The organism is Dolichospermum sp. LEGE 00240, assembly GCF_015207875.1.
Taxonomy (GTDB): Bacteria; Cyanobacteriota; Cyanobacteriia; order Cyanobacteriales; family Nostocaceae; genus Dolichospermum; species Dolichospermum gracile.
Genome location: NZ_JADEVZ010000039.1, coordinates 17,863 through 44,716, shown reverse-complemented (window position 1 = coordinate 44,716; position 26,854 = coordinate 17,863). Strand labels below are relative to the sequence as shown.

Annotated in this window: 17 protein-coding genes and 1 other RNA gene; 9 read left to right on the top strand and 9 right to left on the bottom strand. The window is 38.8% G+C overall.

What is annotated here, in order from left to right; translation table 11 throughout:
- Positions 1 to 216: 216 nt before the first annotated feature.
- Positions 217 to 2,496 (top strand): caspase family protein, encoded by a 2,280-nt coding sequence (locus IQ226_RS14295; RefSeq protein ID WP_193896372.1) that lies wholly within the window; start codon positions 217 to 219, stop codon positions 2,494 to 2,496.
- A 155-nt stretch (positions 2,497 to 2,651) separates the two neighbouring features.
- Positions 2,652 to 2,783 carry a hypothetical protein gene (locus IQ226_RS25590; RefSeq protein WP_255539968.1) on the top strand — a complete coding sequence of 44 codons (132 nt, stop codon included), beginning with the start codon at positions 2,652 to 2,654 and terminating at the stop codon, positions 2,781 to 2,783.
- Between the two features lie 143 nt (positions 2,784 to 2,926).
- Here the strand turns inward: IQ226_RS25590 and IQ226_RS14290 are convergent, their stop codons facing one another.
- The 3 genes from IQ226_RS14290 to IQ226_RS14280 form a co-directional block, all read right to left on the bottom strand.
- Positions 2,927 to 4,171 (bottom strand): DUF4912 domain-containing protein, encoded by a 1,245-nt coding sequence (locus tag IQ226_RS14290; RefSeq protein WP_193896370.1) that lies wholly within the window; start codon positions 4,169 to 4,171, stop codon positions 2,927 to 2,929.
- A gap of 491 nt (positions 4,172 to 4,662) precedes the next feature.
- Positions 4,663 to 6,951, bottom strand: coding sequence for an IMS domain-containing protein (locus tag IQ226_RS14285; RefSeq protein WP_193896368.1), 2,289 nt, complete (start codon positions 6,949 to 6,951; stop codon positions 4,663 to 4,665).
- A 299-nt stretch (positions 6,952 to 7,250) separates the two neighbouring features.
- On the bottom strand, positions 7,251 to 7,559 hold the full coding sequence (locus IQ226_RS14280) for a DUF3067 family protein (RefSeq protein ID WP_193896366.1): 309 nt from the start codon (positions 7,557 to 7,559) through the stop codon (positions 7,251 to 7,253).
- Between the two features lie 334 nt (positions 7,560 to 7,893).
- Between IQ226_RS14280 and petC the strand changes: the two genes are divergently transcribed.
- The 6 genes from petC to ftsH3 all read left to right on the top strand — a co-directional run bounded on the left by petC (position 7,894) and on the right by ftsH3 (position 15,389).
- On the top strand, positions 7,894 to 8,433 hold the full coding sequence (petC, locus tag IQ226_RS14275) for a cytochrome b6-f complex iron-sulfur subunit (RefSeq protein ID WP_193896364.1): 540 nt from the start codon (positions 7,894 to 7,896) through the stop codon (positions 8,431 to 8,433).
- A 101-nt stretch (positions 8,434 to 8,534) separates the two neighbouring features.
- Complete coding sequence (petA, locus tag IQ226_RS14270) at positions 8,535 to 9,536, top strand: cytochrome f (RefSeq protein ID WP_193896362.1); 1,002 nt, start codon at positions 8,535 to 8,537, stop codon at positions 9,534 to 9,536.
- A 332-nt stretch (positions 9,537 to 9,868) separates the two neighbouring features.
- Positions 9,869 to 11,095: a gephyrin-like molybdotransferase Glp gene (glp, locus tag IQ226_RS14265; RefSeq protein ID WP_193896360.1), complete on the top strand. Its 1,227-nt coding sequence runs from the start codon at positions 9,869 to 9,871 to the stop codon at positions 11,093 to 11,095.
- Between the two features lie 104 nt (positions 11,096 to 11,199).
- On the top strand, positions 11,200 to 12,411 hold the full coding sequence (locus IQ226_RS14260; RefSeq protein WP_193896359.1) for an acetate kinase: 1,212 nt from the start codon (positions 11,200 to 11,202) through the stop codon (positions 12,409 to 12,411).
- Positions 12,412 to 12,508: 97 nt separating this feature from the next.
- Entirely contained in the window at positions 12,509 to 13,294 is a 786-nt protein-coding gene (locus IQ226_RS14255) for a hypothetical protein (RefSeq protein WP_193896357.1), read from the top strand.
- A gap of 250 nt (positions 13,295 to 13,544) precedes the next feature.
- A complete protein-coding gene (ftsH3, locus tag IQ226_RS14250) occupies positions 13,545 to 15,389 on the top strand; it encodes an ATP-dependent zinc metalloprotease FtsH3 (protein ID WP_193896355.1) in 1,845 nt (614 codons plus the stop codon).
- Positions 15,390 to 15,631: 242 nt separating this feature from the next.
- On the opposite strand, the gene rnpB is transcribed toward ftsH3, so the two are convergent.
- From rnpB to pbpC, 5 genes are all read right to left on the bottom strand, one after another.
- Positions 15,632 to 15,997: RNase P RNA component class A (rnpB, locus tag IQ226_RS14245), an RNA gene on the bottom strand.
- 81 nt (positions 15,998 to 16,078) lie between these two features.
- On the bottom strand, positions 16,079 to 16,786 hold the full coding sequence (locus tag IQ226_RS14240) for a hypothetical protein (protein ID WP_193896353.1): 708 nt from the start codon (positions 16,784 to 16,786) through the stop codon (positions 16,079 to 16,081).
- A 151-nt stretch (positions 16,787 to 16,937) separates the two neighbouring features.
- Positions 16,938 to 17,108 (bottom strand): GxxExxY protein, encoded by a 171-nt coding sequence (locus IQ226_RS14235; RefSeq protein WP_228039443.1) that lies wholly within the window; start codon positions 17,106 to 17,108, stop codon positions 16,938 to 16,940.
- A gap of 163 nt (positions 17,109 to 17,271) precedes the next feature.
- Positions 17,272 to 17,418, bottom strand: coding sequence for a hypothetical protein (locus IQ226_RS14230; protein WP_193896351.1), 147 nt, complete (start codon positions 17,416 to 17,418; stop codon positions 17,272 to 17,274).
- 114 nt (positions 17,419 to 17,532) lie between these two features.
- Positions 17,533 to 19,887 (bottom strand): penicillin-binding protein 1C, encoded by a 2,355-nt coding sequence (pbpC, locus tag IQ226_RS14225; protein WP_228039442.1) that lies wholly within the window; start codon positions 19,885 to 19,887, stop codon positions 17,533 to 17,535.
- 190 nt (positions 19,888 to 20,077) lie between these two features.
- On the opposite strand from pbpC, the gene IQ226_RS14220 reads away from it, so the two are divergent.
- Positions 20,078 to 25,786, top strand: a complete 5,709-nt coding sequence (locus tag IQ226_RS14220) for an alpha-2-macroglobulin (RefSeq protein ID WP_193896349.1) — start codon at positions 20,078 to 20,080, stop codon at positions 25,784 to 25,786.
- A gap of 24 nt (positions 25,787 to 25,810) precedes the next feature.
- Here the strand turns inward: IQ226_RS14220 and IQ226_RS14215 are convergent, their stop codons facing one another.
- On the bottom strand, positions 25,811 to 26,848 hold the full coding sequence (locus IQ226_RS14215) for a ComEC/Rec2 family competence protein (protein ID WP_193896347.1): 1,038 nt from the start codon (positions 26,846 to 26,848) through the stop codon (positions 25,811 to 25,813).
- Between the last annotated feature and the right edge of the window lie 6 nt (positions 26,849 to 26,854).

Below are 26,854 nucleotides of genomic sequence, written 5' to 3'. Positions count from 1 at the left end.
GGAATGGGGGTTTCAAAGCCTCTCCCCGCACCTCTCCCTAACCCTCTCCTAAAAGGAGAGGGAAAAGGAATAACATTTAATACTGGAGAGGTTTGGAGAGGGGTTTATTTATACATTAAAAACTTTTAAAACATCCTATCACCAATTACCAATTACCAATTACCAATCACCAATTACCAATTACCGATTACCAATCACAATAACGAGAAAAACATCATGTCAAATATCAAACGCCGTCATTTTCTGCAATTAGCTGGTTCTACCTTAGCAACAGTCGGTATCAGCCAATTAGATATAATGCACCAGGGAGACCGATATGGTCAAGTTCTGGCTCAAAATACATCTCGTAAACTAGCTTTACTGGTGGGAATTAATCAATATTCTGGAACAATTGGAGCTTTAAAAGGTTGTGTAACTGATGTCCAATTACAACAAGAGTTATTAATTCACCGCTTTGGTTTTAACCCTCAAGATATCCTCACATTGACAGATCAACAAGCTACTCGTAAAGGTATCCTCACAGCTTTTGAAGAACATTTGATTAACCAAGCAAAACCAGGAGATGTAGTAGTATTTCACTTTTCTGGACATGGTTCAAGAGTCATAGATCCAGATCGAGATCAACCAGATGGACTCAATAGCACTTTAGTTCCTATAGATAGCAAACTACCAGCAGGATATCGAATTACTGGTGGTGTGGTATCAGATATTATGGGACGCACTTTATTTTTACTTATGTCTGCCTTGAAAACAGAAAATGTGACTGTAGTATTAGATTCTTGTCATTCTGGTGGTGGAACAAGGGGAAATTTGCGGGTGCGATCGCGTTCTGGTGGTGAAGGGCTTAAACCTAGTTCAGTAGAACTTAATTATCAGAAACAATGGTTAGGACGTTTGAATCTATCACCAGAAAAGTTTATTGAACTTAGCAAAAAATCAGTAGCTAAGGGAGTTGTTATTGCTAGTGCCAAACGGGATCAATGGGCTGCTGATATGAATTTTAGTGACTTCCATGCAGGTGCTTTTACTTATGCTTTAACCCAGTATTTATGGCAACAAACCAATAATCAATCTATCAATAATGCGATCGTCAATGTCGGTCGAAGTACAGCAGCTTTGGCTTATCAGCAAGGAAACTATCAAAATCCACAAGTAGAATCGAATCTGACCCAAGAAAACACCAACACACCCATTTATTTTACACCCCAACAAGCAATCTCAGCCGAAGCTGTAATCACTAAGGTCGAAAACAACCAAGTACAATTATGGTTAGGTGGACTAGATTCACAAACTCTAGAAGCATTTAAAAAAGGCGCTATTTTTACGGCTTTAGATAGTCAAGGTAGTCAACGAGGATTAGTGAAACTAGAGTCACGACAAGGATTAATCGGCCAAGGGAAACTACTTTCCACAAAGCAGAATTTACAGATACAACCTGGAACATTATTACAAGAACGCATCCGTAGCATTCCCAACAACCTAACTTTAAAAATTGGTATTGATCAATCTTTTGATAATAACAATGCCCAGCAAGCAATAAAATCTCTGCAAGCACTTGTGCGTATTGAACCCAAACAATTAGGTACTTCAGAAGTACAGTACATTTTTGGACGCATGACTCAAGCCAAGTATGAAGAATTACAAGAATTACAAAAAAATAGAATCAAAAATCTTCCCCAAGTAGGTAGTTTAGGCTTATTTTTACCCAGCCAAGATGCGATTCTCCCTGCTTCTTTTGGTGAAACTACAGAAACTATCCAAGAAGCAATAACCAGATTAAAACCGAAATTTAAATCCCTGCTGGCAGCACGAATTATTAAGCAGGTATTAGGTAATACCAATTCATCACGGCTAAATGTGACTGTTTCCATGAATATTGCTAATAGCCAAAAAATCATTGCTGAAACTTTCGCTATTCGTGGTGTTAAGAAAGTTTCCGTAGATTCAAACCCAACCGTACCAGTATCACCTGTCAGGTTTTCTGAGTTAGGGATACCTCAATTAACCGTAGGAACACAAATTGCTTTCCAAATAGAAAATAAGGAATCTAGTCATCTCTACGTGAGTATTTTAGTGATTGATGCTGAAGGAACAATGACGATTATTTATCCTAATGATTGGTCAGCTTCAGAAACAGCAGCATTGATCAAGCCAAAACAAAAATTAGTAATTCCTCAAGCTGGTCTTGATGGCTTTAAACTTACCATTGGTGAACCCTTGGGCGTTGCCGAAGCACTTGTTATTGCTAGTACTACACCTTTGCAAACTTCCCTAAAAGTATTACAAACAATTGCCAAAAGCAGCGGTCTGAATAAAGGTCCGATGAATGTTAATGATGATTTGTTAGAAGTGACAGATAATTTGCTCAATGATCTAGATGCAGGTACTCGTAACGGTGCTGACAGGGCAACAACCGAACTCCCAGATAATGTTCGTGGTATTGATACGAGAAAACTGGCAGCAATGGCGATCGCTTTTGAAGTTTTGAGGGGTTGAAAATACTAGTTTTGAGAACCCAATTCAAAAAGCCGCTGCACAGCTAAAGCTGGTGTGCGAAAATCTACCTACACGTCCGATTAGCTTATGGGATTTGTGAATATGGCTGTGCTAGTTTTATCAATCAAACGAGTGATATCCCCGCAGATAAATTAATGCGGTTACGTCCTAATCGAGTCATATATGATGCACCACCACCTTATAGTGGCAAAGGTCGTCGCCGTTCTCATGGTGCAAAATTTAAGTTGAATAGTCCTTCTGGGTCATTTTTTCATGCTTTAGTCTAAACTCCAGTTGACAAAAGACTTACAGCCTTAACTTGTCACCAATGGCTTTTAATCCTGATTCAAACAATAAAAAACCCGCTACAGGAGTCCTATAACGGGTAAAGTTATTAATTGCAGTTATGGTTAATCTTCAGATACAGAACTTATACCATCCATTCCAAAACAGCTTCATCTTTAGTATTAGTATGACGAGAAGGTGTTTCGCGCTCAAACTTCATGTGAATAGAACGGGTTTGTTCACCATCAGCAGCAACAGCTAAAATTGGGTAGTCAATTAAACCATCTTGGAAAGACATTTGGAAGCGGAATGTACCATCCGAATTAAGTTTAATGGGACGACCACCAATGGTTACAGTTGCATCAGGTTCGGTTGCACCGTAAACAATCAATTCAGCATCAGCAACCAACCAGAATTTGCGAGGACGGGCAGGAACAGCAGAAGCGGAGAAACCGGACATTCCCACACCGGACATAGTTAAACCAGATACGGTAGGAATAGCCCACATACCTACACCAGATGGGAAAACGTAGGAACTGAGAGCTTGTTCGGGAGCGGCAGAACCGGGGACGTGCTGCATAGAACCGAATATAGAACCTGCAACCCGTTGAGCTTCAGCGGACTCTGCTAGATCAAAGATTTGTTCGTAGATGGGATTTCCACCACTCGCGGACGCAGTAGCAGTTGGTAATTTCTTGGATGGGGGAACTAATTCGTAGAAGGTCTTACCACGGAGGTCTTCTTCAAAGTCTACGCTGATGAAGACATCTTCAATCCAATCGGAAGGGTAGACGGGGGGAATATGCACTCTCGCAGAACGCGCTAATACTAACCAACCACCATCAGCGGTGCGATAACCAACATCTATCACATAATCGCGATCGCTCACGGGAATTGGCAAATACCATTCTCTCGCTAGTTCATCAGCAGGGTATTCTTGAATACTGTGGGGACTTTGATAATCTAAATCAACATCAGTGACATCATAAATCCGCAAAGCTAGGGTTTGTCCACCTTGACGACGCAGGGCTTCTTTATGGTCGTTAGGAATATCCCAGTAAGTGTAAGCCCATTGAGGATCACGAGGTAACAGCACAATCCGACTGTCACCATAACCAGCAGGTAAATCTGCTAGTGCTTCATCAACATCAGCGAGAGAACCACCAGTCCGATCTTCTTGACCTAACTCAAATTTTGCTGCTTCCACGGTTTCTTGTGCCTCCAGATTAGGGGATGAACTGAGCGAGAATTTACTATTTTGAACGTCTTCAATTGATGCTAATAACTGCGATTTCCGCATTCTGCTATAGCGAGATATACAGTATTCACTGGCAACTTTGCGTAATTGCCGTAGGGTCATCTCTTCTAGCGGTGGGCGTTCTTTTGCCATTGATTTGGACTCCAGTAGTTTGAAAGGTAAATTATTGTTTCCGGGTTAAAAAAGTTTGATGAAATATCATCTACCCAGATTTTTTTATTCCTGACTCCTGGTTTTGCCCCAGTTTTAAATTTGTTTACTGTTTGTTTTTTATTTAAGATACCAACTCATGGAAATTCCTGGTTATGCCGTTGTTTTGCATTTATTGAGGATTGCAAAGAGTTGTTAAGTAAATATTAACCAGTAAAACTATCTAGGGATCAAGGGGTCTAAAGATAGGTTTTACTATATTTCACGTATTTATCAGCTCTGCGGGGATCAATATGTCATGAAATCTTAACATAGCGATCTCAGTCAGGGCATTAGCGTTAAAGTTTGATGACATTGAGGGAGGAGTCACCGAGTCAGGAGTCACCGAGTCAGGATGAAGAAAGAAATTTTTTTCCCCTCTTGCCTGTTGCCTATTGCCTATTGCCTATTGCCTGTTGCCTATTACCTCTACCTTACAAAAAATTCTGCATCACCGACATTTTCTGAATCAGCCATTTGCCTTCTTTGCGAACCAAATCATAACGAACCCGCAAGTTTTCATTAGAAGACTTTTGCTGCTGACTATTTTGATAAAACTTAGTAACCTCTTGTACCTTAGCGTCTACAGATACATAATTTTTATCTGTACCTTTTTTAGAGACAGCGACTATTTCTACATTATGCTTATATTGACGATGGCGTTGATCTTCCTGTTCTTGCTGGGCTACTGACTGCCATTGGGATAAAACTGCACCTGTTAAAATTTCCTTTAAACCATCAATGTCATGACTTTGCCCCAAAGCTGAGGCTTTGACAGATAACCAAGTTTCAATTACTTTCTTTGCTGTCTCCTTGGTCAGTTCTTCGTTATTGGTGAGTTCAGGTTCGCTATTCGGGTCAGGAATGTCGGTGGGTGGTTGATTTAGTTGTATTGCTAACTGTTCTCCCTTTAATGATGGACTGGGAAAGAAAATATTTTTGACCAAGCCAAAAGTTGTTGATACTAATAACGAAAAAATTAATACTCCTCCCAATGAGAAGAAAACTAGCCAAACTAAGCGCGTTTTTGGATCTAGACCATTGAGAAAATTAGTTTGAGACTGGATAAATCGCTGGGGAAGGGTATTAGCAGTGGGTTTACGTCTCCTGCGTTTGGGTGGTTGGTGGTTTGTCGCTGCGGTCGGATGATCATTAACTGGATGTGTTCTTCTGTTTGGGTTGGCTGCTGTTAAGGGTATTTGTGATATTTGATTTCCCCCATTTCTATCCGTTGATGGATGATTCCATCTCGGTATAGAACCCTGGGAAGATTCAGGTTGAGGTCGAGGATGGGTTTGTGGTAATTCAGGATTGAGTGGTTGGTGATGTTGTGGTGTTTGTGTGGTGTGATTATGATGGTGATTGGAATGATGAATATCTGGCTGGGGAAAAGATTGATGGTTAATTACTGCCCATTCATTCGTGACTTGGGCATCGTTGGGTAAAGATTCTAGATAAGCTTGTACTTGTCTATCAGCAAAGTATTCTTTTAACGAGGCTTGCTGTTTTGCCAAATCTCGAAAATGGGGAAATACTTCTTGCTGCAACCATTGTTCACTGTATAAGCATAGTCCGGGTAATAGGTCTGGTGAGTCTTGGGATTTTTCCCGAATAAAAGCTAAGGCTTCATATTCTTGACTTAGTTCTAAAACCCGGGTGGCTTCTTCCGTTTGTCCCATGAGTAAAGCACAAAGGGATTGTTCCAAATGCACATCTTGGCGTTTGCCTAATTGCATTAATAGTTGCTTGGCTTGACGAATTAATGCTGGTTGGCGTTGGGCAAAACCTCTAGCGATTAAGGAGTATACTGCTAAATATGTGGCCACGGCTGAGGGGCGTTTACTTTCTAATTCAAAGAGTTTGTGCTGTTCTGAGACTGTTAAATAATGGCGAATTTGTTGGATAAATCGTAAAAAGTCATCTATGTTGAGTCCTGATTGATCGTTGCCCGTGCCATCAATACCACCCCGATCTTCTAAGATACTTTGTAATAGTTCTAATCCTTGCCGACGTTTGGGGATCTGTGTTTGTGGTAGTGCTAATAGTTCCAAGATGCGGTAGGGACGCAGTTTGTAAAGATCAGCGGTCATTTCGGCGCGGACGCTGGGAAATAAACCTTCCCGTGCTAATAATTCCTCACCAGTTTCTAGGGATACGGCGGCATTTTCATAGTGACCTTGCTGCCATTCTTCCCGTCCTAGTTCTAAGCAAGCTAGGGAGACGGTGAGGATAATGTCTGGTAGGTCTGGATTTTCAGGAGTTTCTGTTTGGGTGGTACGATGACCTGTTTTGAGACTAATTGGACTAGGCTTATTAACTAGGTACGGGCGACCGAGTTTTAATACTAATTCATATTCTCCTAGTTCTTGGAGTATTAGCAAAGAACCAACAAATCGCTCTGGGGTGATTTCGATGCTGAGACTTTGACCCTCTTGGTCTTTGGGGTTGGGATCTACTAGGTTTTCTTGTGAAACTGTGTCAGCATTTTTGTTAGGAGTATAAACGTGAGCTAGATAAAGCTGATCGTAGGCTTTGCGCTCGTCGGTATTTAATAAAACCATATAAGCTTCTTCAATCAGCTTCTTGCGAGAAGATATAGAGGTAGTCGAGTATTCCCGTCGGGGTAATTGGACAATGCGATCGCTATATGCCTGTCGCAATTGTTCCTCATTTGCCGCCAACGGTAATCCTAGAATTCGGTAATAATCAAGCGGAATTCGCACAGCTTACGTCCCCTGCACTGTGTTCTCGTAGCTTCTTGTAAAAATTAACATAATTTACCTGGAGCGTTCCAGGCTTCTAAAACCGTCCCATAATCATAGCCTGATTAATACCGTGTTGACCTAGTACAATAAGTGTAGATGGTAACAGATATCTGATGTTTTGCCGTTAATTTTTTTATATCTTCAGTTTTGGAGGTAACTGCATCAGGAGTTAGGAGTTCGGAGTTAGGAGTATGGCTAACGCCACGCTGCGCTATCCGGAGTTCGGAGTCAGGAATATATTACCCATTACCTGATCTTTAAACAATCCATTCCGAAGCCCGTTCACCCAAATCAAGAGGTATGCTAACTGCTTTGCCAAGACGAGGACGCTCTTTAGTTTGTAGAATAAAAGTTTGTACTTGTTGTATTCCGCCTAAAGCATTAAGATAATTGGCAATGCTGTCCAGATGATCTTGATAATCTGTTTCGCTCATGGGAAAAGAAACTTGTCCAAAGTATTTCCACATGATTTGCAGAAATATTTTACCTTGTGTGCGGCGAAACTGGACATCATAAGGTTGTCCCCATTTATCAATCAACAGTTGGCGTAATTCCTTTCCAGTCATAGTAATTTTAGATTTTAGATTTTGGATTTTGGATTTTGGATTTTGGTAATTAGACAATTACTGCCCCCTGCCCCCTGCCCTATTCCCTATTCCCTATTCCCTGTTCCCTTAGCTTATCTAGATTTTACATTTAGTTATGATATTAAGTTCCGTGACTCCAGTATGATAGGGATATAAAGAAATGTAATGCTAACGGAAAAGATGTTCACTATGTCTTGCAACTAAGAATTATGGCATCGTTGTGAGCGTTATGATTTCAGTTCAGATGAGAGTGGCTCTTGTGCTGGTACTCTTGTCAAAATGATTAATAAATTACACAAACAGCGCGGAGATTATGGCTCAATTTTCAGAAATCACAGACGTTCCCGATATGGGTCGTCGTCAGTTTATGAACCTGCTCACTTTTGGGACTGTTACCGGAGTGGCGTTAGGTGCATTGTACCCTGTTGTTAACTACTTCATCCCTCCTGCTAGTGGTGGTGCTGGTGGCGGTACTGTAGCCAAGAATGAACTAGGTAATGATGTTAGTGTTAGTAAGTTTCTGGATAGCCATAATGTAGGCGATCGCACTTTGGTGCAAGGACTCAAGGGAGATCCTACCTATATTGTAGTAGAAAGTAAAGAAGCGATCGCTGACTACGGGATTAATGCTATTTGTACCCACTTAGGTTGTGTTGTACCCTGGAACGTGGCAGAGAATAAGTTTAAATGCCCTTGTCATGGTTCACAATATGACGCTACTGGTAAAGTAATTCGTGGTCCTGCACCAAAATCCTTAGCTTTAGCCCATGCCAAGGTAGAAGACGACAAAATTCTACTCACACCTTGGACAGAAACCGATTTCCGCACCGGGGATGCCGCTTGGTGGGCTTAATTTCCAAGTTACACAAGTGCTTAGTCGTTTGGAGTAACTCTCAGATTCACTCTTGACAACTGACAACTGACAACTGACAACTGACAAATGACTTTATAGAGATGAGAAATGCCCTTACACCTGCGAGGTTAACTCGCACTGCTAAAGCAATGGTTAAGACATTGCTAATAGCGATCGCTACTGTTACCTTTTTCTTCACTAGCGATATAGCCGTTCCACAAACTGCCGCTGCCTATCCCTTTTGGGCGCAAGAAACCGCTCCCGCAACCCCCCGTGAAGCCACAGGGCGAATTGTTTGCGCTAACTGTCACCTAGCTGCTAAACCCACAGAAATAGAAATTCCCCAATCTGTACTTCCTGACACCGTATTTAAAGCCGTTGTCAAAATCCCTTACGATGCCACCGTGCAACAAGTTGGTGCTGATGGTTCTAAGGTTGGTTTAAATGTCGGCGCTGTATTAATGTTGCCCGAAGGCTTCAAGATTGCCCCAGAAGATCGCATTCCTGAAGAAATGAAAGAAGAAGTGGGTGACATGACATTCACCCCCTACAACGACAGCACAGATAATGTCGTCATCGTTGGTCCATTACCCGGTGAAGACTATCAAGAAATCGTCTTCCCCATTCTTTCTCCTAACCCCGCTACAGACAAAAATATCCACTTTGGCAAATACTCTGTTCATGTAGGCGGTAATCGCGGACGTGGACAAGTTTACCCCACAGGTGAGAAGAGCAATAATAACCTATTCAACGCTTCCGCTGCCGGTACAATTAGCAAAATTGCTCAAACAGAAGATGAAGACGGCAACGTTAAGAATCTAATCAGCATCACAACCGCAACTGGTGATGTTGTTACCGATACAGTTCCCGTTGGACCAGAATTAATTGTGACTGAAGGACAAGCCGTTGCCATTGGTGATGCTTTAACCAACAACCCCAATGTTGGTGGTTTTGGTCAAAGAGATGCAGAAATTGTTTTGCAAGACTCTTCTAGAGTTGCATGGTTAGTTGCTTTTATCTGTTTAGTGATGATGGCACAAGTAATGCTAGTTCTCAAGAAGAAACAAGTAGAAAAAGTCCAAGCTGCGGAAATGAATTTCTAAATCATAACTATGATCGGTGTGATTTATTTGATTTAGATAATTCATGAATCAGAAAAATCACTGTTCAGAATGATTACAAATTCTTGGCTAGATTATCGGTTATTTGACAGGCTTTTCGCCTGTCTTTTTTCTTATAATGGGCAATAAACTGATCAAATTTATCAATACCTTGTCCATTTCCTGCTTTGTTGGGTTAAGCGACAGCGCAACCCAGCGCATTTGTTGGGTTTCATGCTATTGCTCCGCGAACGTTTACGTTCCACAACCCAACCTTGTATCTTAGAGGTATGCTAGAAGAAATTTAATTTCTAACAGTAACTAAATTATTCACTATGTTATCCGTCAAAGATGCAGAAACGATTATTTTCAATCATGTTCAACCTTTAAATCAAGAACATGATCTTGAAATTGTGGACTTATTAACAGGATTTCATCGGATTTTAGCAACTCCTGTCATTAGTGCTTTGGATTTTCCCCATTGGGATAATTCCGCAATGGATGGTTTTGCAGTGCGTTATGAAGATGTGCAAAGTTCCACTCCTGAAAATCCGACAATTTTAGAAGTTGTCCAAGAGATCCCTGCAGGATATCAACCCAAAAATACTATTAAACAAGGACAAGCAGCCAGAATTTTCACTGGGGTAATCATACCAAAAGGTGCGGATACTGTAGTTATGCAGGAAAAAACTAAATTGCAGGAAAATCGCGTTTCTATTTTTTCTGCACCTCAACCCCAAGAATTTATCAGAAAACAAGGAGACTTTTACCAAGCAGGAACAGAACTTTTACCCGGGGGAATTACCCTCAAAGCAGCGGAAATTGCCATTTTAGCCGCAGCACAGTTGCCTAAAATCAGTGTTTTACGTCGTCCACGAGTGGCAATTTTTTCCAGTGGTGATGAGTTGGTAACACCAGAACAAACCCTAAAACCTGGACAAATAGTGGATTCTAACCAATATGCCTTAGCAGCTTTGGTACGAGAGTTGAATGCAGAAGTGTTAATGTTAGGAATTGTTAAAGATAATCCTACCGCATTAATAGAGACTATAAATTATGCGATTAATCATGCCGATATAGTTCTTTCTTCTGGTGGAGTTTCCGTCGGTGATTATGATTATATTGATAAAATTTTAGCATCTCTAGGGGCAGAAATCCATTTTCGCGCTGTGCAAATGCGTCCAGGAAAACCTCTAACATTTGCTACATTTACTAATTCTCTTTATTTTGGTTTACCAGGAAATCCCGTTTCGGCTTTAGTGACATTTTGGCGATTTGTGCAACCGACCATTAAAAAACTTTCAGGAATCAATCGAGGTTGGGAAAGTAAATTTATCAAAGTAAAATCCCATTGCGAATTAAAATCTAACGGAGAAATGGAAACTTATATTTGGGGTAATTTAAAATTAAATAATGGTATTTATGAATTTGAGCAAACAAGTAGTAACTTAAATTCAGGGAACTTAATTAATTTAGCTCAAACTAATGCTTTAGCCATTTTACCAGTCGGAAAAACCCTAATTTCACCAGGCGAAGAAACCTTGGTTTTGCAAATAGAATAAAAGACAATTAACTCTCTGCGCCTCTGGGTGCAAGACATGGGTAAATCTGCGGTTAATTCATAGTAGATAAAAAGCTAAATGTAGGAAACAGGGAATTTGAATTTATGAAAATACTCATCCTCAATGCCGGTTCTAGCAGCCAAAAGAGTTGTCTGTATGACATGACATCCACGATTCCTAATTTAGCCCCCCAACCTCTGTGGGTAGGAAAAATCAATTGGACTGAAGACCATCAGGCAGAAATTACAGTTAAAACCGCTACAGGTGCAAAACTACAAGAAACCCTGACTGATGATTCCCGACAGGTGCAGTTTACTCATTTGCTATCTACCCTTACAAATAGCACAACCAAGGTAATTGATGATTTAGCAGCCATAGATGTGGTAGGACATCGAGTAGTACATGGCGGACAAAATTACCAAGAGGCTGTAATAATTACGGAAGAAGTCAAACAGGCGATCGCTCACCTATGCAATCTAGCCCCAGCCCATAATCCAGCCGCTTTATCCGGCATTGAAGCCATTGAAAATAGTCTAGGGAATATCCCCCAAATCGCAGTTTTCGATACCGGATTTCACCAAACTTTACCCGAAGCCGCAGCTACCTATCCCATCCCCTATCATTTAGTTCAACAAGATATTCGCCGTTACGGCTTTCATGGCATCAGTCACCAGTATTGTGCCAATCGAGCGGCGGAAATTCTTGGTCAAGATTTACAATCTCTGCGAATAATTACCTGTCATTTAGGTAATGGTTGTTCTTTAGCCGCCATCAAAAATGGTTGCAGTATTGACACAACAATGGGATTTACTCCCCTAGATGGTTTAATGATGGGTAGCCGCAGTGGTTCAATTGATCCAGGGATTTTAATTTATTTATTGCAACAGTATAATTACTCTAGTCAAGAATTAGATAATGTATTAAATAAAGCTTCAGGATTAAAAGGTATTTCTGGAGTATCTAGTGATTTAAGGGAAGTGATAGCCGCAAAAGACCAAGGTAATCAACGCGCCCAACTAGCCTGGGATATATACGTACATCGCCTCCGGTCTGGGATCGGGGCAATGTTGGCTAGTTTACAAGGTTTAGATGTTTTAGTTTTTACCGCTGGAGTCGGCGAAAACTCCCCAGCAATTCGTCAAGCTGCTTGCGAAGCCTGGGGATTTTTAGGACTGAAAATTGACTCAGCGAAAAATCACCAGCAACCTATTGATGTTGATATTGCCACACCTGATTCCACAGTGCGAGTCTTAGTTATAGAAACTCAAGAAGATTGGGCGATAGCTCAACAATGTTGGAAATTACTGCAAAAATAATAGAGGAGTCAGGAGAAAAAAGAAGAAAGAAGAAAGAAGAAAATCCCTCCCTATTACCCATTACCCACTACCCATTCCCTATTCCCTATTCCCTACTATGTTTTTATCTCGTGAAGCTATTACCACGCCCTTAGTTGCTGGCTTTTGTATTGTCAGTATTAGCTTAATGCAAATACCAAAACTGCAAAAACTATTAATTAATAAACAATCTATTTCCGTAGAAATTCTGCAAAAAGACCTCAAAAAAGAAATTTTCCGCTTAAACTTACTTCAGGCTATCCCCAGTTTTAGTTATAAAAATCTCATTGCCGATTGGGTATATATTGACTTTTTGCAATTCTTCGGTGATAATGAAGCCAGAGACAAAACCGGATACAGTATCAGCCCGGAGTATTTTGAAGTTATTTTAGACCGTGATCCACGTTTTTTAGAAGCCTATTTAGGGCTTTCTATAAGTAGTTCTTTATATGGTGGTATGCCAGATAGGACTATAGCTCTGATGGAAAAAGGATTAAAATCCTTATCACCACAAATTCCCCCCAGATCATACTATATTTGGCGTTATAAAGGCACAGATGAGTTATTATTTTTAGGTAATGCTCAATCATCAAAAAAATCTTTCCTCAAAGCCGCAGAGTGGGCGAGCGCTTATACTGATGAAGAAGGCAAGCAAGTAGCATATATTTCTCAGAAAACTGCCAAATTCTTGAGTAAAAATCCTGACAGTAAAGCAGCACGAGTAGCTACATGGGCAATGGTTTTAAACAATAATGTGGATGAAAAAACTCGCAGCCGAGCAATTCAGGAAATTGAAGGCTTGGGAGGAAGGGTCGTTAAAAATGCCGACGGCACAGTTAGTATTAGACCACCAGAAAAAGATTGATTGGTCATTGGTCATTGGGTAATTTTATTCTTCCTCTTGACTCCTGACTCCTGACTCCTGCGAAGAATCGCTACAATAGAATTCCTACTGTCCTCGTCTTTCAGGCCTGTAGGGTAGAACAGATTATTTTTATTGTGACAGGAGGATTGTTTTAAGATATATTAAGATAAGTTAACATAATTATCATAATGTCCTCTTCCTTAGAGAAGCTAGGTATAAGCAGCAAACAAGTACAGGAGAATCAACATCGGTGAATAATAAAAGATGGCGAAATACGGGGCTGTACGCGCTCCTTTTTATAGTTGTTATTGCGCTAGGAACGGCATTGTTTGACAAACAACCTCAAAGCCGAGAAACATGGCGCTACAGCCAATTTCTCCAAGAAGTTGAAAAAGGCAGAGTTGAGAGAGTCAGTTTGAGTTCTGACCGGTCTACAGCTTTGGTGACACCTAAATATGACCCTAACAAAAAGATTGTTACCTTAGTTAATGACCCAGCTTTAATCAACACTCTGACAAATAAAGGTGTTGATATTGCCGTATTACCTCAAGCAGACGAAGGATTCTGGTTTAAGGCTCTTAGCAGCTTATTCTTCCCTGTATTGCTGTTAGTTGGTTTATTTTTCCTTCTCCGTCGCGCTCAAGGTGGACCAGGTAACCAAGCTATGAACTTTGGTAAATCTAAAGCCAGAGTGCAAATGGAACCCCAAACTCAAGTTACCTTTGGTGACGTTGCGGGTATTGACCAAGCCAAATTAGAACTAAATGAAGTTGTAGACTTTTTAAAGAATGCCGATCGCTTTACCGCCATTGGTGCAAAAATTCCTAAAGGTGTACTTTTAGTTGGACCTCCTGGTACTGGTAAAACCCTCCTCGCGCGGGCTGTTGCTGGAGAAGCAGGTGTTCCTTTCTTCTCAATTTCTGGTTCTGAATTTGTAGAAATGTTCGTTGGTGTGGGCGCTTCCCGCGTCCGCGATTTATTTGAACAAGCGAAAACTAATGCTCCTTGTATCGTCTTTATTGATGAAATTGACGCAGTAGGTCGTCAACGGGGTGCTGGTTTAGGTGGTGGTAACGACGAACGGGAACAAACCCTCAACCAGTTACTAACGGAAATGGATGGTTTTGAAGGTAACACTGGTATTATTATTATTGCTGCTACCAACCGTCCTGATGTATTAGATGCTGCTTTATTACGTCCAGGTCGTTTTGACCGTCAAGTTGTGGTAGACCGTCCCGACTACGCTGGTAGAAGCGAAATCTTGAGAGTTCACGCTCGTGGTAAAACTTTATCTAAAGATGTAGACTTGGATAAAATTGCCCGTCGGACTCCTGGTTTTACCGGTGCAGATTTATCTAACCTGTTGAATGAAGCCGCAATTTTAGCCGCCCGTCGCAATTTAACCGAAATTTCGATGGATGAAATTAATGATGCAATTGACCGTGTATTAGCCGGTCCCGAAAAGAAAGACCGGGTAATGAGCGAAAAGCGCAAAACTTTGGTTGCATACCATGAAGCAGGTCACGCTTTAGTTGGGGCTTTAATGCCTGACTATGACCCTGTGCAAAAGATTAGCATTATTCCTCGTGGTCAAGCCGGTGGTTTAACTTGGTTTACTCCCAGTGAAGACCGCATGGACACTGGTTTATATAGCCGTGCTTATTTGGAAAATCAAATGGCTGTGGCTTTAGGTGGTCGTCTGGCTGAGGAAATCATTTTTGGTGAAGAGGAAGTTACCACTGGTGCTTCTAATGATTTACAGCAAGTGGCTAGAGTAGCTAAACAAATGATAACTCGGTTTGGCATGAGCGATCGCTTGGGTCCAGTAGCCCTGGGTCGTCAACAAGGAAATATGTTCCTGGGTCGAGATATTATGTCAGAACGTGACTTCTCAGAAGAAACCGCTGCTGCTATTGACGAAGAAGTTCGGAAGTTGGTAGATACTGCTTACAGTCGAGCTAAAGAAGTTTTAGTTGATAACCGCAAGGTATTAGATGAAATTGCTCAAATGCTGATTGAAAAAGAAACCGTAGACGCTGAGGAATTACAAGAAATTCTTGGTAATAACGATGTGAAAATGGCTGCCTTTGCGTAATTTTTCCTAAACCTTTAAAAAGGGTAATTCTAGTTTTTCTGGAATTACTCTTTTTAGTTTCTTGTGAACGTTAAAGATGCTAAAATTGATCATCAATACACTCAATTTATCAAAGCTAAATTCACCAAATCTAAAAAATTTTTTGTCAAAGTATAATCAAAAAGATTTAATACCTGAGTTTTACCATTTTTTGTAGTAATTGAAAAAACGAACTATGGAAAATAAAATCCAAAGTCCGTTTTCAAAGAGAGTCGGTAGTAAGCCGGGTTCTGTTCTCTTGCGAGGGCAGTTATCTATCTGGGATGCTTGTTACCAAACACCTCTAGCGGCTCTTTTGAAGCGGAACTGGTAAAAGACCAACCATAGTTCCTTGTGGCCTTGCTTCCAACCGGGGTTTACCGAGCCAACGCCTCTCGACGCTGCTGGTGCGCTCTTACCGCACCTTTGCACCCTTACCAATCAATAAATTGACTGGCGGTATCTTTCTGTGGCACTATCCTCACGATCACTCGCACTGGGCGTTATCCAGCAAGTTTGGTCTTTCGGAAGCCCGGACTTTCCTCAAACCAGTCTTCATGACTAATCTGCAACTGCCTACGCCTACTCTCTTCTTTATTTTACATTTGATTGCCTGAAAATCACCAGATTCAGATCCCCGACTTTTTCCAGAAGTTGAGGATATTCATAGATCACTTTTTATTCCAAGGTAAGGCATAGGTCCAAGGAAGCTTTTTAATAGTGAAAGGACAATTAATAATTGACACTGGAGGAACATTCATTCCTGGCGCAATACCGACTCTCATTTCCGAAATTCGCAGCACAATTTGTAATGAAAATTCTAAATCTTTTTTGCCATCTATGAAGTCTTTGTATAACTTCTTTTGTTTATCATTTTTCTTGATAGCAGCAACATTAATTAAGGGAGAAGCTGGTTTATATGTTCCTGATTCTTTGTCTCTTTGAAATACATCTTCTGCGGTGACATTTTCAGAAATTGTCTTTTTAGGAGCAATGATTGTCGGTACTTGAGGTATGGCTAAATCGCGGGTTACATCTGGAGATTTGCGAATCACGCGCCGAGATTGCTTGGTATGTTCAACGACGAAAGAACTATTATCCCAGTCAACATATATGGCAATACTATCTGATTTATTTTCAATACTCATTGATAACTCTTTGAGATCAGTTTCTACTTTATCCAAACCATAAGTACCTGTTTTAAAGGAAATACCCACAGTGTCTTGGAGATTTTGTTCTTTTAATTGATTATCAACAGCATCTTTTGGGAAATCTAGTTTTACTATATCGTCTATAGATTGAATCATGCGATTAAATGTCCAATAGACGGTTAGTATGTAAATCATCAAAATAATCAGATTTTGGTCACCACTTTGCATTTTTATAACCCTGATTTTCTACCCATTGGTAGATGGTAGCATAGTCTTAACTATGATTCGTCCGATTTTTTTGATTAATGTGATGAAGATTTTCACAGGTGTGACTCTCAATCATAAGAGTAAATCATCTTCATCCTATCAATCATAAAAATCATATTTCAAATTCTCTTGCAAAAGAAATACCCGCCAATTGCATTTCAATTACCAATACTCTTTGATAAATTACTTCTTGAAAACCACTACCCAATGTTTTATGCACAGTCATAGAACATCCAATGATTTTCGATGTCAGTTCCGAGTATTTATACTTTTCATTGATCATCTTTTCTTGACCCTAACTTACCCTACCTTACTTGATGATTGTCTAAACTATAATTATTTTGATTACTTTGATTCAATGATTACCATATTAAATCATCATTATCACCAAAATCACTACAAATCATAGTTTAGACAGATGCAGGGAAAAAAAAGCAGTTCATAAATTAACTCGCGTGTTCCCAGTCGCTGAGTGATTCAGACTGTTGATTTTTCGCTTTAGTTTTGCGGACTGGTACTTTAGGAGTCCCAATATCAACAGGAAGAAACGACTGTTTCTTTTTCGCAGACTTGGTTTCTTGTGTATTCTTCATGGCTATTTTCACTTGCTTAAAAGTTTCAACTATATTTACATTATCGAATTTGATTGATCAAATCCCGGATAAAAGATTGAGGTAATTATGTAAAATTCATCAATCCATAACATCCTATAATTTAGTAGGATCTGCTACAGAAAAACCTTGTTTTCTCCGTTGGATATTTCCCACCTCCACTTGAAAGTTTATTTGGTCGTGCATCTTACCAGTCCTGGCTTCTAGCTTCCAATTACCAGGGCGTAAATGCCAAAATATCCCATTGGTTGATTGTGTAGATAAATGTTGATCATTTAGCCACCAATCTATAGACTGATTTAATGTTGCACTAGCTTTAAATTCTAGTTTTTGCTGTCCTTCTTCAGATGGATGCAGCAGAAATAAATCCCCATTTTGAGGAGAGATAATTCGGAAATTATCAGGATTAGAATGCAATTGTGGCTGTTTTGCTAACCATTGATCATACACAGGTGATAAATGGAAATCCGTAGATTTTTCATAAGCAATTTTATCTTTTACAGAGAAATACTCCTGAACTACTGAAGTACAGCTAGGTGTAGGTTTTAACCCTGTGGTAGCACAGATTGGTAATTTTACCATGCCCTCTGGAGATGGGAAATCAGCCGGTGTTTGGTGTTCATGGAGATGTAACATGATTCTGTTCCACAAAGGTGCAGCCCCGGTAACACCGGAAACCTGACGCATGGGTTCACCGTTGAAATTACCCACCCAAGTAGCTACAGTATAATCACGGCTAAAGCCAACTGTCCAAGTATCACGATAATTTGAAGATGTGCCAGTTTTGACAGCGACGGCAAAGGGCAAATTTAACACTGAGTCTACACCAAAAGCTGTGGATCTGGCATAGCGATCGCTTAACATATCAATAATTAATTGCCAATTATTGGAAACTAACGATTGAAAATTGGTAATTGGGGAACTGTTTAATGTCGTAACTAATGGGATATTTTTCCCCATATTAGCCATAGTTAAATAAGCCTTAGCTAGTTCCCATAAATTCACTTCACCACTACCCAAAGTCAAGCCTAAACCGTAATATTCTGCACCTTGATTTAGATGGGAAAAACCTAACTCATGCAACCGATTTAAAAAAGTTGCTACACCCACTTTTTCTAATACCTTTACCGCAGGTACATTTAAAGAATTTGCCAAAGCAACTCTGACTCTCACTGGACCAAGAAAGCTATTAGTATAATCTGTAGGACTATATAATTTTGCTCCCGGAATTGCATAATGGGTAGCAACATCTGGCAAAATCGTATGAGGACTAATTACTCCCTTTTCTAAGGCTAATTCATACACAAATGGCTTTAAAGTAGAACCGGGCTGACGCAAAGCTTGAACTCCATCATTTCGTCCTAATTTCGCATCATTAAAATAATCAGGCGAACCAACATAACTTAAAACCTCCCCAGAGGAGTTGTCAATTATCACCGCTGCTGCATCATGGACATTATTAGCCTTTAAAGAGGAAATCACTTGTTGTACTTGTGCTTCCACAAATTGCTGTAAAGGGCGATTTATTGTCGTGCGGATAGGTGATGATTCTGAATTAGGTGTATTATTTGTTTTTGCTAACCAAAACAAAAAATGTGGTGCAGCAATAATTCCCTGTTGACGGGGTTTAAATATAACTTCTTCTTGAGATATTTGTTGCGCGTCTGCATCAGAAATATATTTTTCCTGAACCATTCTGTTTAAAACATATTTCTGTCGTTGCTGTAATCTTTCTCGATATTGATAAGGATGAAAATAAGTGGGATTATTAGGAATTGCTGCTAATATAGCAGCTTGGGCTAAGTTTAAATCACTTGCAGGAATAGAAAAGTAAATTCTCGCGGCGGCTTCCACACCGTAAATATTTCCCCCCATTGGGAGACGATTAATATAAGCAGCTAAAATTTCATCTTTACTCATTCCCGCAGCTAATCGCCAAGATAACCAAACCTCTTTTAATTTTGCGGTAAATGTTCGGGGTGAATTATCCAACATTCTCGCCAATTGCATGGTAATTGTGGAAGCACCGGAAACAATTTTCCTATTCTCAATTGCTACTTTTATCGCTCGAAAAATCGCTTTTAAATCTAAGGCCCCATGTTGATAAAAACTACCATCTTCGGCGGCTAATATTGCTTTGATGAATTGGGGTGAAACTTGATTTAATTTGACAACTGATGTATTTTCTTGATCCGTAGTTAATACAGTTCCTAATGGTAAATTGTTACGATCTGTAAACTCTATTGCTAATTGATGCTGGGCAATATCTATACTATGAATAGGGGCAAAATAAGGACATAATCGGATTAATAAACAGATTAAAATGCAAGAGGCAATAATTTTATTCAGTTTGTAGTTTCGCTTTATCTGCAATTTATATGGTTTTATCTCACGCAGACACGCTAAGATGCGGAGAGTAAGAGTTTTGAGGAAATGAGTTAGTGAATTCATAATAATGTTAAGAATTGTATGCTTTTTGGGAAATAGTTACGTTACATTAGTTATCTATATATCATTCCTGTTTTTTAATCGAACCACAGAGGCACAGAGAACACAGAGGAAGAGAGTTGTTTACATTTTATTTAGGATTGGTTTATTCACTGTAGCTAGTTGCTGTTGATATTTTTTGCATTTATTTAATATGATGATTAGAAAAATCTTTAAGTTCCTGGTTATTTTCACTCTCGCATTCGGAATGACTGGTTGTAATTTTATGACTATTCAACCAGGTAAGGAAAAGTTACCACCTGTTGAGTCATTAATCACACCAAAGTTACCAGATTGGATAGAACAAATTAGTCCTTTAGGAGATGCAAAATCTACCAGTCAAATTCGGATTCGCTTTCAGGAAGCTTTAATTCCTGTTGAAAGTCTTGATAGTCCCCAACAGCAAAGTTTATTAACTAAATTTGCAATTTGGCCTCCTTTACCGGGACAATTTCGCTTTTTAACTCCGCGTATGGTGGGTTTTCAAGCTGATAAAGCTATACCGAAAGCGACGCGAGTTAAGGTTACTCTTAAAGCGGGTTTAGCAGATTTAAAAAATCATCGTTTAAGTCAAGATTTGGCTTGGACTTTTAATACTGAACCGTTGCAAGTTACTAATTTACCAGGAGTTAACCCCATTGAAAAAGCCCCAATTGAACCAGTTGATTTACAACCAAAGTTGCAATTTACCTCTAATTTAGAATTAGATTTGGATTCTGTGCAAAAGCATTTACAGTTAATTCCTGAAGGTAAAACCCAAGGTGTGGGTTTTAAGGTGGAATTAGCTAAAAATGAAACACCAGAAAATTTAGATCCTTTAGAAAAATTTGATCCTTCAGCTAAGAATTGGGTTTATGATCTTACTCCTGTCCAAAACCTAGAAAAAGCCACAGCTTACCGCTTAAAATTTTCTTCGGGTATTCTTCCTGCTAATGGTAATTTACCTAGTCAGAAAGAATTTGTTAGTAAATTAGCGACGTATTCACCTTTAGGATTTATGGGAATTAAACCCTATGGAGAACCAGATGCAAGTGGAACTTATGGGAGATTTATTAAAGGTAGTCCTCAGTTAGAATTTAATAACATTTTATTAGCAGATTCCGTTAAGAACAATATTAAAATTAAGCCAGCACCGAAAAATATTGATAGTCTATTGCAAATTTCCGAAGCAGATAGAATTGTCAGCATTAATCCCTATGCTTTAGAACCAGCTACTACTTATACAATTAATATTGACAGAAATCTTAAAGATAAATTTGGACAAACTTTAGGTAAATCAGTAACTATTAAATATGATACTGGTGATGTGGCTGGAAATATTTCCGCCCCTTCAGATTTGAATATTTTCCCGACAGATAAGGATTTACAAATTAATATTGATACTATTAATTTACCAGAATCCAAATATCAAGCTGCTTATCGCATTGTTAAACCTACAGATTTGGTTTATACAAATAGTGCTAATGATTTATTACCCGAACCTGCTAAATGGCAAGATTTTAAAATTAGCAGCAAGAAAAATCAATCCCTAACTATCAATGTTCCTCTGAAGGAAAAATTAGGTAATCGTCAGGGAATGTTAGCTTATGGAGTGCAAGCAAGAACTCATCAATATCAAGAAGATGGTAAACAATTGTGGAAAGAACCAACAACTTATGGCATGGTACAATTAACCAATTTAGGACTATTTTCTCAATGGTTTCCAGAATCGGGTTTAATTCGGGTTCATCATCTGAGTGATGGTTCACCAGTTAAAGCAGCAAATATTCAAATTTATCAATCAAAATTAGCGGATAAATCTCGTCCTCAACCTGTACCCTGTGCAACTGGAAAAACTGATGATAAGGGAATTTTAATTATTGAGAATAATCAATTAACACAATGTTATCCCAAATTGCCATCTAGTTTACCACAATTATTAGTAGTTGCTAGTGAAAATCAAGACTGGGCATTTGCCAGAACGGAAGAATATACTGGTGCTTATGGTTATGGAATTGATGCTGGTTGGGAAGCTGAGAAGCCAGAATCAAGAGGGGTTATCTTTTCTGATAGACAGTTATATCAACCTGGAGAAAAAGCTGTCTTTACTGCTTTTGCAGATTATTTAGAAAATGGGAAAATCCAGGAAGATAAAAATTCCGTTTATCAAGTAACTTTAGTCAATACTAATGGCAAGAATACAGATTTAGGCACAAAAACCACTAATGAATTTAGTACATTTTCTTTAGAGTTACCAATTCCTAAAAATCAGCCTTTAGGATTTTATACTATCAAAGCTAAAGGTAACAAGGGACAAGAAATTTCTGGAGAGTTTCGGGTAGCGGAATTTAAACCTCCCAATTTTAAAGTTGATTTACAGCTAAATAAAGAATTTGCAGTAATTGATGACAAAATTGATGTGCAAGTAGGAAGTAATTATTTATTTGGTTCCCCAGTGGAAGGAGGAGAAGCTAAATATTTTGTTACTCGTCAACAGACTAATTTTATCCCTAAAGGTTGGGAAGAATTTAGTTTTGGGAGACAATGGTTTTGGCCAGAAGAAAGTCCGAATGTTCCTAATGATGTCTTACAAACTAACACTAAATTAGATCCTAATGGGAAAAGTAATCAAACTGTAACTGTAGCTAAAGATTTACCCTACCCCATGACTTATCGGGTAGATGTGCAAATTAGTGATGTTTCTAATTTATCAGTTGCTAATTCCCAAACTTTTACCGCTTTACCTAATAATAGACTGATTGGTTTAAAAAGTAATTTTGTCGCTGACGCTGGTAAGGATTTTCCTGTAGAGTTTATTGTTACGGACGCAACGGGAAAACCTCTAGAAAATCAAAGAATACATCTGGAATTACAACAGATGAAATATAGCAGCGTTACCAAAATTGTTGAAGGTAGTAAAACTCCACAAAATCAAGTTGAATATCAAACTGTTGGGAAAACAGATATTACATCTAGGAATACTCCCCAAACAGTCAATTTCAAACCTAATGTATCAGGTTCGTATCGCATTCGCGCTAATTTTAGTGATAGTAAAGACGAGATTACAGCCACAGACTTACAAATTTGGGTGACAGGAAAAAATCAAGTATTTTGGGGTGAAGAAGAAAAAGATAGATTATCAGTAAAATTAAATAAAAAAGAGTTTAAACCTGGAGATACAGCGACAGCTTTAATTCAATCTCCCTACCCAGAAGGAGAATTATATTTTGCGGTGATTAAAGATAAACCTCTCTATCAACAAGTAGTTAAAATTAAAGGAGGTGCGCCCCAAATTCAGTTTACAATTACCCCAGAAATGTTACCTAATGCAGCAGTAGAAGCGGTATTAGTCAGACAAGGTAAACCACTCAATCAAATAGAACCAGGAAGTTTAGAGAATTTAGCCAAAATTGGGTTTGCAGCTTTTAAAGTTAACCTAGAAGATAAATATTTAAAGGTACAAGTTAACCCAGTTGAAAAATCTTTAGAACCTGGAAAAGAAGCAACCTTAGAACTGGAATTAAAAGATAGTCAAGGAACTCCCACCAAAGGACAATTTACTGTCATGGTTGTGAATGAAGCGGTGTTACAATTAACTGGTTATCGTCCGCCAAATTTGGTAGATACTGTTTATGCAGAACAACCAATTTCTACCCGATTTAGTGATAATCGTCGTGATGTTAAATTAGCACCATTACCGCAAATTTTACCGAAAGGTTGGGGTTATGGTGGTGGTTTATCTAATGGTTTAGCAAATACTCGGATTCGTGAAGATTTTCAAGCTTTAGCTTATTACAATGGTGCGGTAATTAGTGATGAAAATGGTAAGGCAAAAATCAGCTTTAAATTACCCGATAATCTAACAACTTGGCGGATAATGGTAGTAGCTACAGATGGAAATTTGCGGTTTGGGAATCGTGACGCAACATTTATCACCACAAAGCCACTCATAACTAATGCGATTTTACCACAATTTGCCCGCACAGGCGATCGCATTTTGGCAGGTTTATCAGTCACCAACACCACCACAAACACTGGAAATTTGACTATTAACGGTGAACTTAGCGGTTCTCTCAACTTCGCGGAAAATAACCCCAAAACCACCACATTACAACCAAAAGCCGAATCAGTAACCCAGGCTTATCGTTTCCCCATGATAGCGGGAAATGTGGGAGAAGGGAAAATGACATTTACCACACAGCTAAATAATATCGCTGATGCTTTTACTGTCCCGTTGGAAATTAAACCTTTAGAAATTACCGAACAAGTTGTCGAAACTGGTGTGAGTGAAAGACAGGTAAAAATTCCCTTGAATATTGATAAAAATACCTTCCGCGAAGTTGGAGGTTTAGATATTCAATTAGCTAGTACCTTAATTCCCGCAATTAAAGCACCTGCAAAACAAGTTTTAGAAAATAATGATTTACCATTTGCAGAACCAGCCGCAAGTCAATTATTAATTGCTGCAAATTTGCAAACCCTCACCCAAAAATATAATCAGACATTTACAGAATTTAATCCTCAACAACAAGCCAAAATAGCAATAGCACAATTACAAAAACTGCAAATAGCAGATGGTGGTTTTGCAGCATTTCCAGGACAAGAAAAATCCGATCCTCTGGTTTCTGCTTATGCTGGAGAATCTTTAGTTATAGCTAATCAAAGTTTTCCTGGTTTGGTTGATAGTAAAATCATCTCTAATCTGAAAACCTATCTCCAAAATATTCTCGCTAACCCTGGACAATATGACTTTTGTAAACAGAAACTTTGTAAATCTCAATTACAACTAAATTCCTTAATTGCCTTAGCACAATTAGGAGATAAACGCAATAGTTTCTTATCAGATATTTATCAACAACGTGATAATTTTGATCTAGTTACTCAAATCAAATTAGCCAGATATCTATATCAATTTCCTGAATGGCAAAATCAAGCCCAAATCATGCGGTTGGAGTTCCAAAAGAATATCTATGAAACTGGACGTACCGCAGTTGTGAATTTACCCAAAACTTGGAGTTGGATGAGTTCAAACACTGTCACCCAAGCCCAAGCTTTACGGTTATTTATTGACCAAAAAACCAACCCAGAAATTATTGATAAATTACTGCAAAGTCTGCTAAATTTACGCAGAGAAGGGACATGGGAATCTAGTTATAATAACGCCCAAGCCCTGTCAGCTTTAGTTGCATATAGCCAACTTCAACCCACACCACCTAATTTTATGACTACGGTAAAATTAGGAAATCAGAAATTAGGAGAAACCCGTTTTAATGGTTATCAAAATCCTAACTTACAAATAAATATTCCTATGAATCAATTACCTCAAGGTAAACGTGATTTATGGTTACAAAAATCTGGAAGAGGTAAATTACATTATTTAGTGGCTTACAAATATCGTTTACAAGGAAATCAACCAGGAAGATTTAACGGTTTACGAGTAACGCGAGAAATTAGCAAAGTCAATGAAGAGAAAGTTATCCAAAAAACCGGAATGTATGCTTTTGATAAAACTTTAACCTTACAACCTGGACAAGTCTTTGATATTGGTTTAGAAATAATTACAGATCATCCTGTAGATCATGTAGTCATTAAAGACCCATTACCCGCAGGTTTTGAAGCTGTAGATGATAGTTTTCAAACAGCGACACCAGCATTACAAGCAAAAGCCGATAATTGGCAATTAGGATATAAAACTATCTATAAAGATCGGATAATTTCCTATGCAAATCATCTCGAACCAGGAGTTTACAGTTTACATTATTTAGTCCGTTCCGTGACTCCAGGAACATTCATTTGGCCTGGTGCGGAAGCACATCTTCAATATGCACCAGAAGAGTTTGGCAGGAGTGCAGATTCTACTTTGGTATTGGAGGAAAGGAAGTGAGAATTTTATTCAAAATTCTTATAACTATTTAGATAATGTAGCAACATCAATAAGACCTTTACACGCTGGGTATTTTAATGTAGAAATTACATTTTCATGGTCTGTCTCGGTTTTCAATTGCCATTTTCCAGAAGTTTCTGCAAGCATGGTAATTTCCCCTGCACATAATTGCTGTTTTGCTAAACCTGATTTACTCATATTTGAAAGATCGCTTGCTGAGTGAACACAGGTTCGAGTAACTTCTGTACAAACAAATTGTTTCAACTGTTTAGAATTATCATTTTGTAGGTTTATCAATAAATTAAACAATTCTGGGACAACGTGGCCATATCTATTCGTGCTACCTACAGATAAAACTGCTATTTCTGCATTAATTGTTTCGAGCAATTTCTGAAGGTCATCACCATTTTTAGGCCATGCTCCATGATGAGGAATTTTAACAAGATTAGCAATAAATTCATTTGGGTTTGCAATTGATAAATCTGCACACTCTTTTAAACCTGCACCTTCAATATCTGCTAAAAATAATGCTGTAAAATCACCATAATTAACACGCAAGACAACCGATATTTCATTATCCTTACCACCAGTGTTAGCTAAGTGATCCTGAGCATATAAAAGCCCTGGATGTAAAGCATGAATTTCTAAAGAATCTTGAGAATATGGATTTGATCCGCGAGTAACTTCTATAAAATTGATAATATTATTTTTTTCCCAATATCTGAGACGCAGTAAAGCATCTTTAAGTAATTCATTTCCTTTGCCGTCAGCAACTTTTTTCTTCGCTTGTTGATATACCTGATAAGGTAGACAAATACTTCCTACTTTTCCACTTTTTAACCAGTTGTCTAAAAAAGTAACTAAATCTTCAAGTGATGGAAAATGATCACGATGTTCATGAGTAATATATATTCTGCTGATATTAGTTTCTCTCTTATTTTGAAACCACTTTAGTAATAAAGGTATTTTATGCAGGTCAATTACAACGGCTGAACCACCATCAGGATAGATAATTATGCTATCAGCATTGCCAACTGGTAAAAAAACAAATTCACAGGTCATATTTAC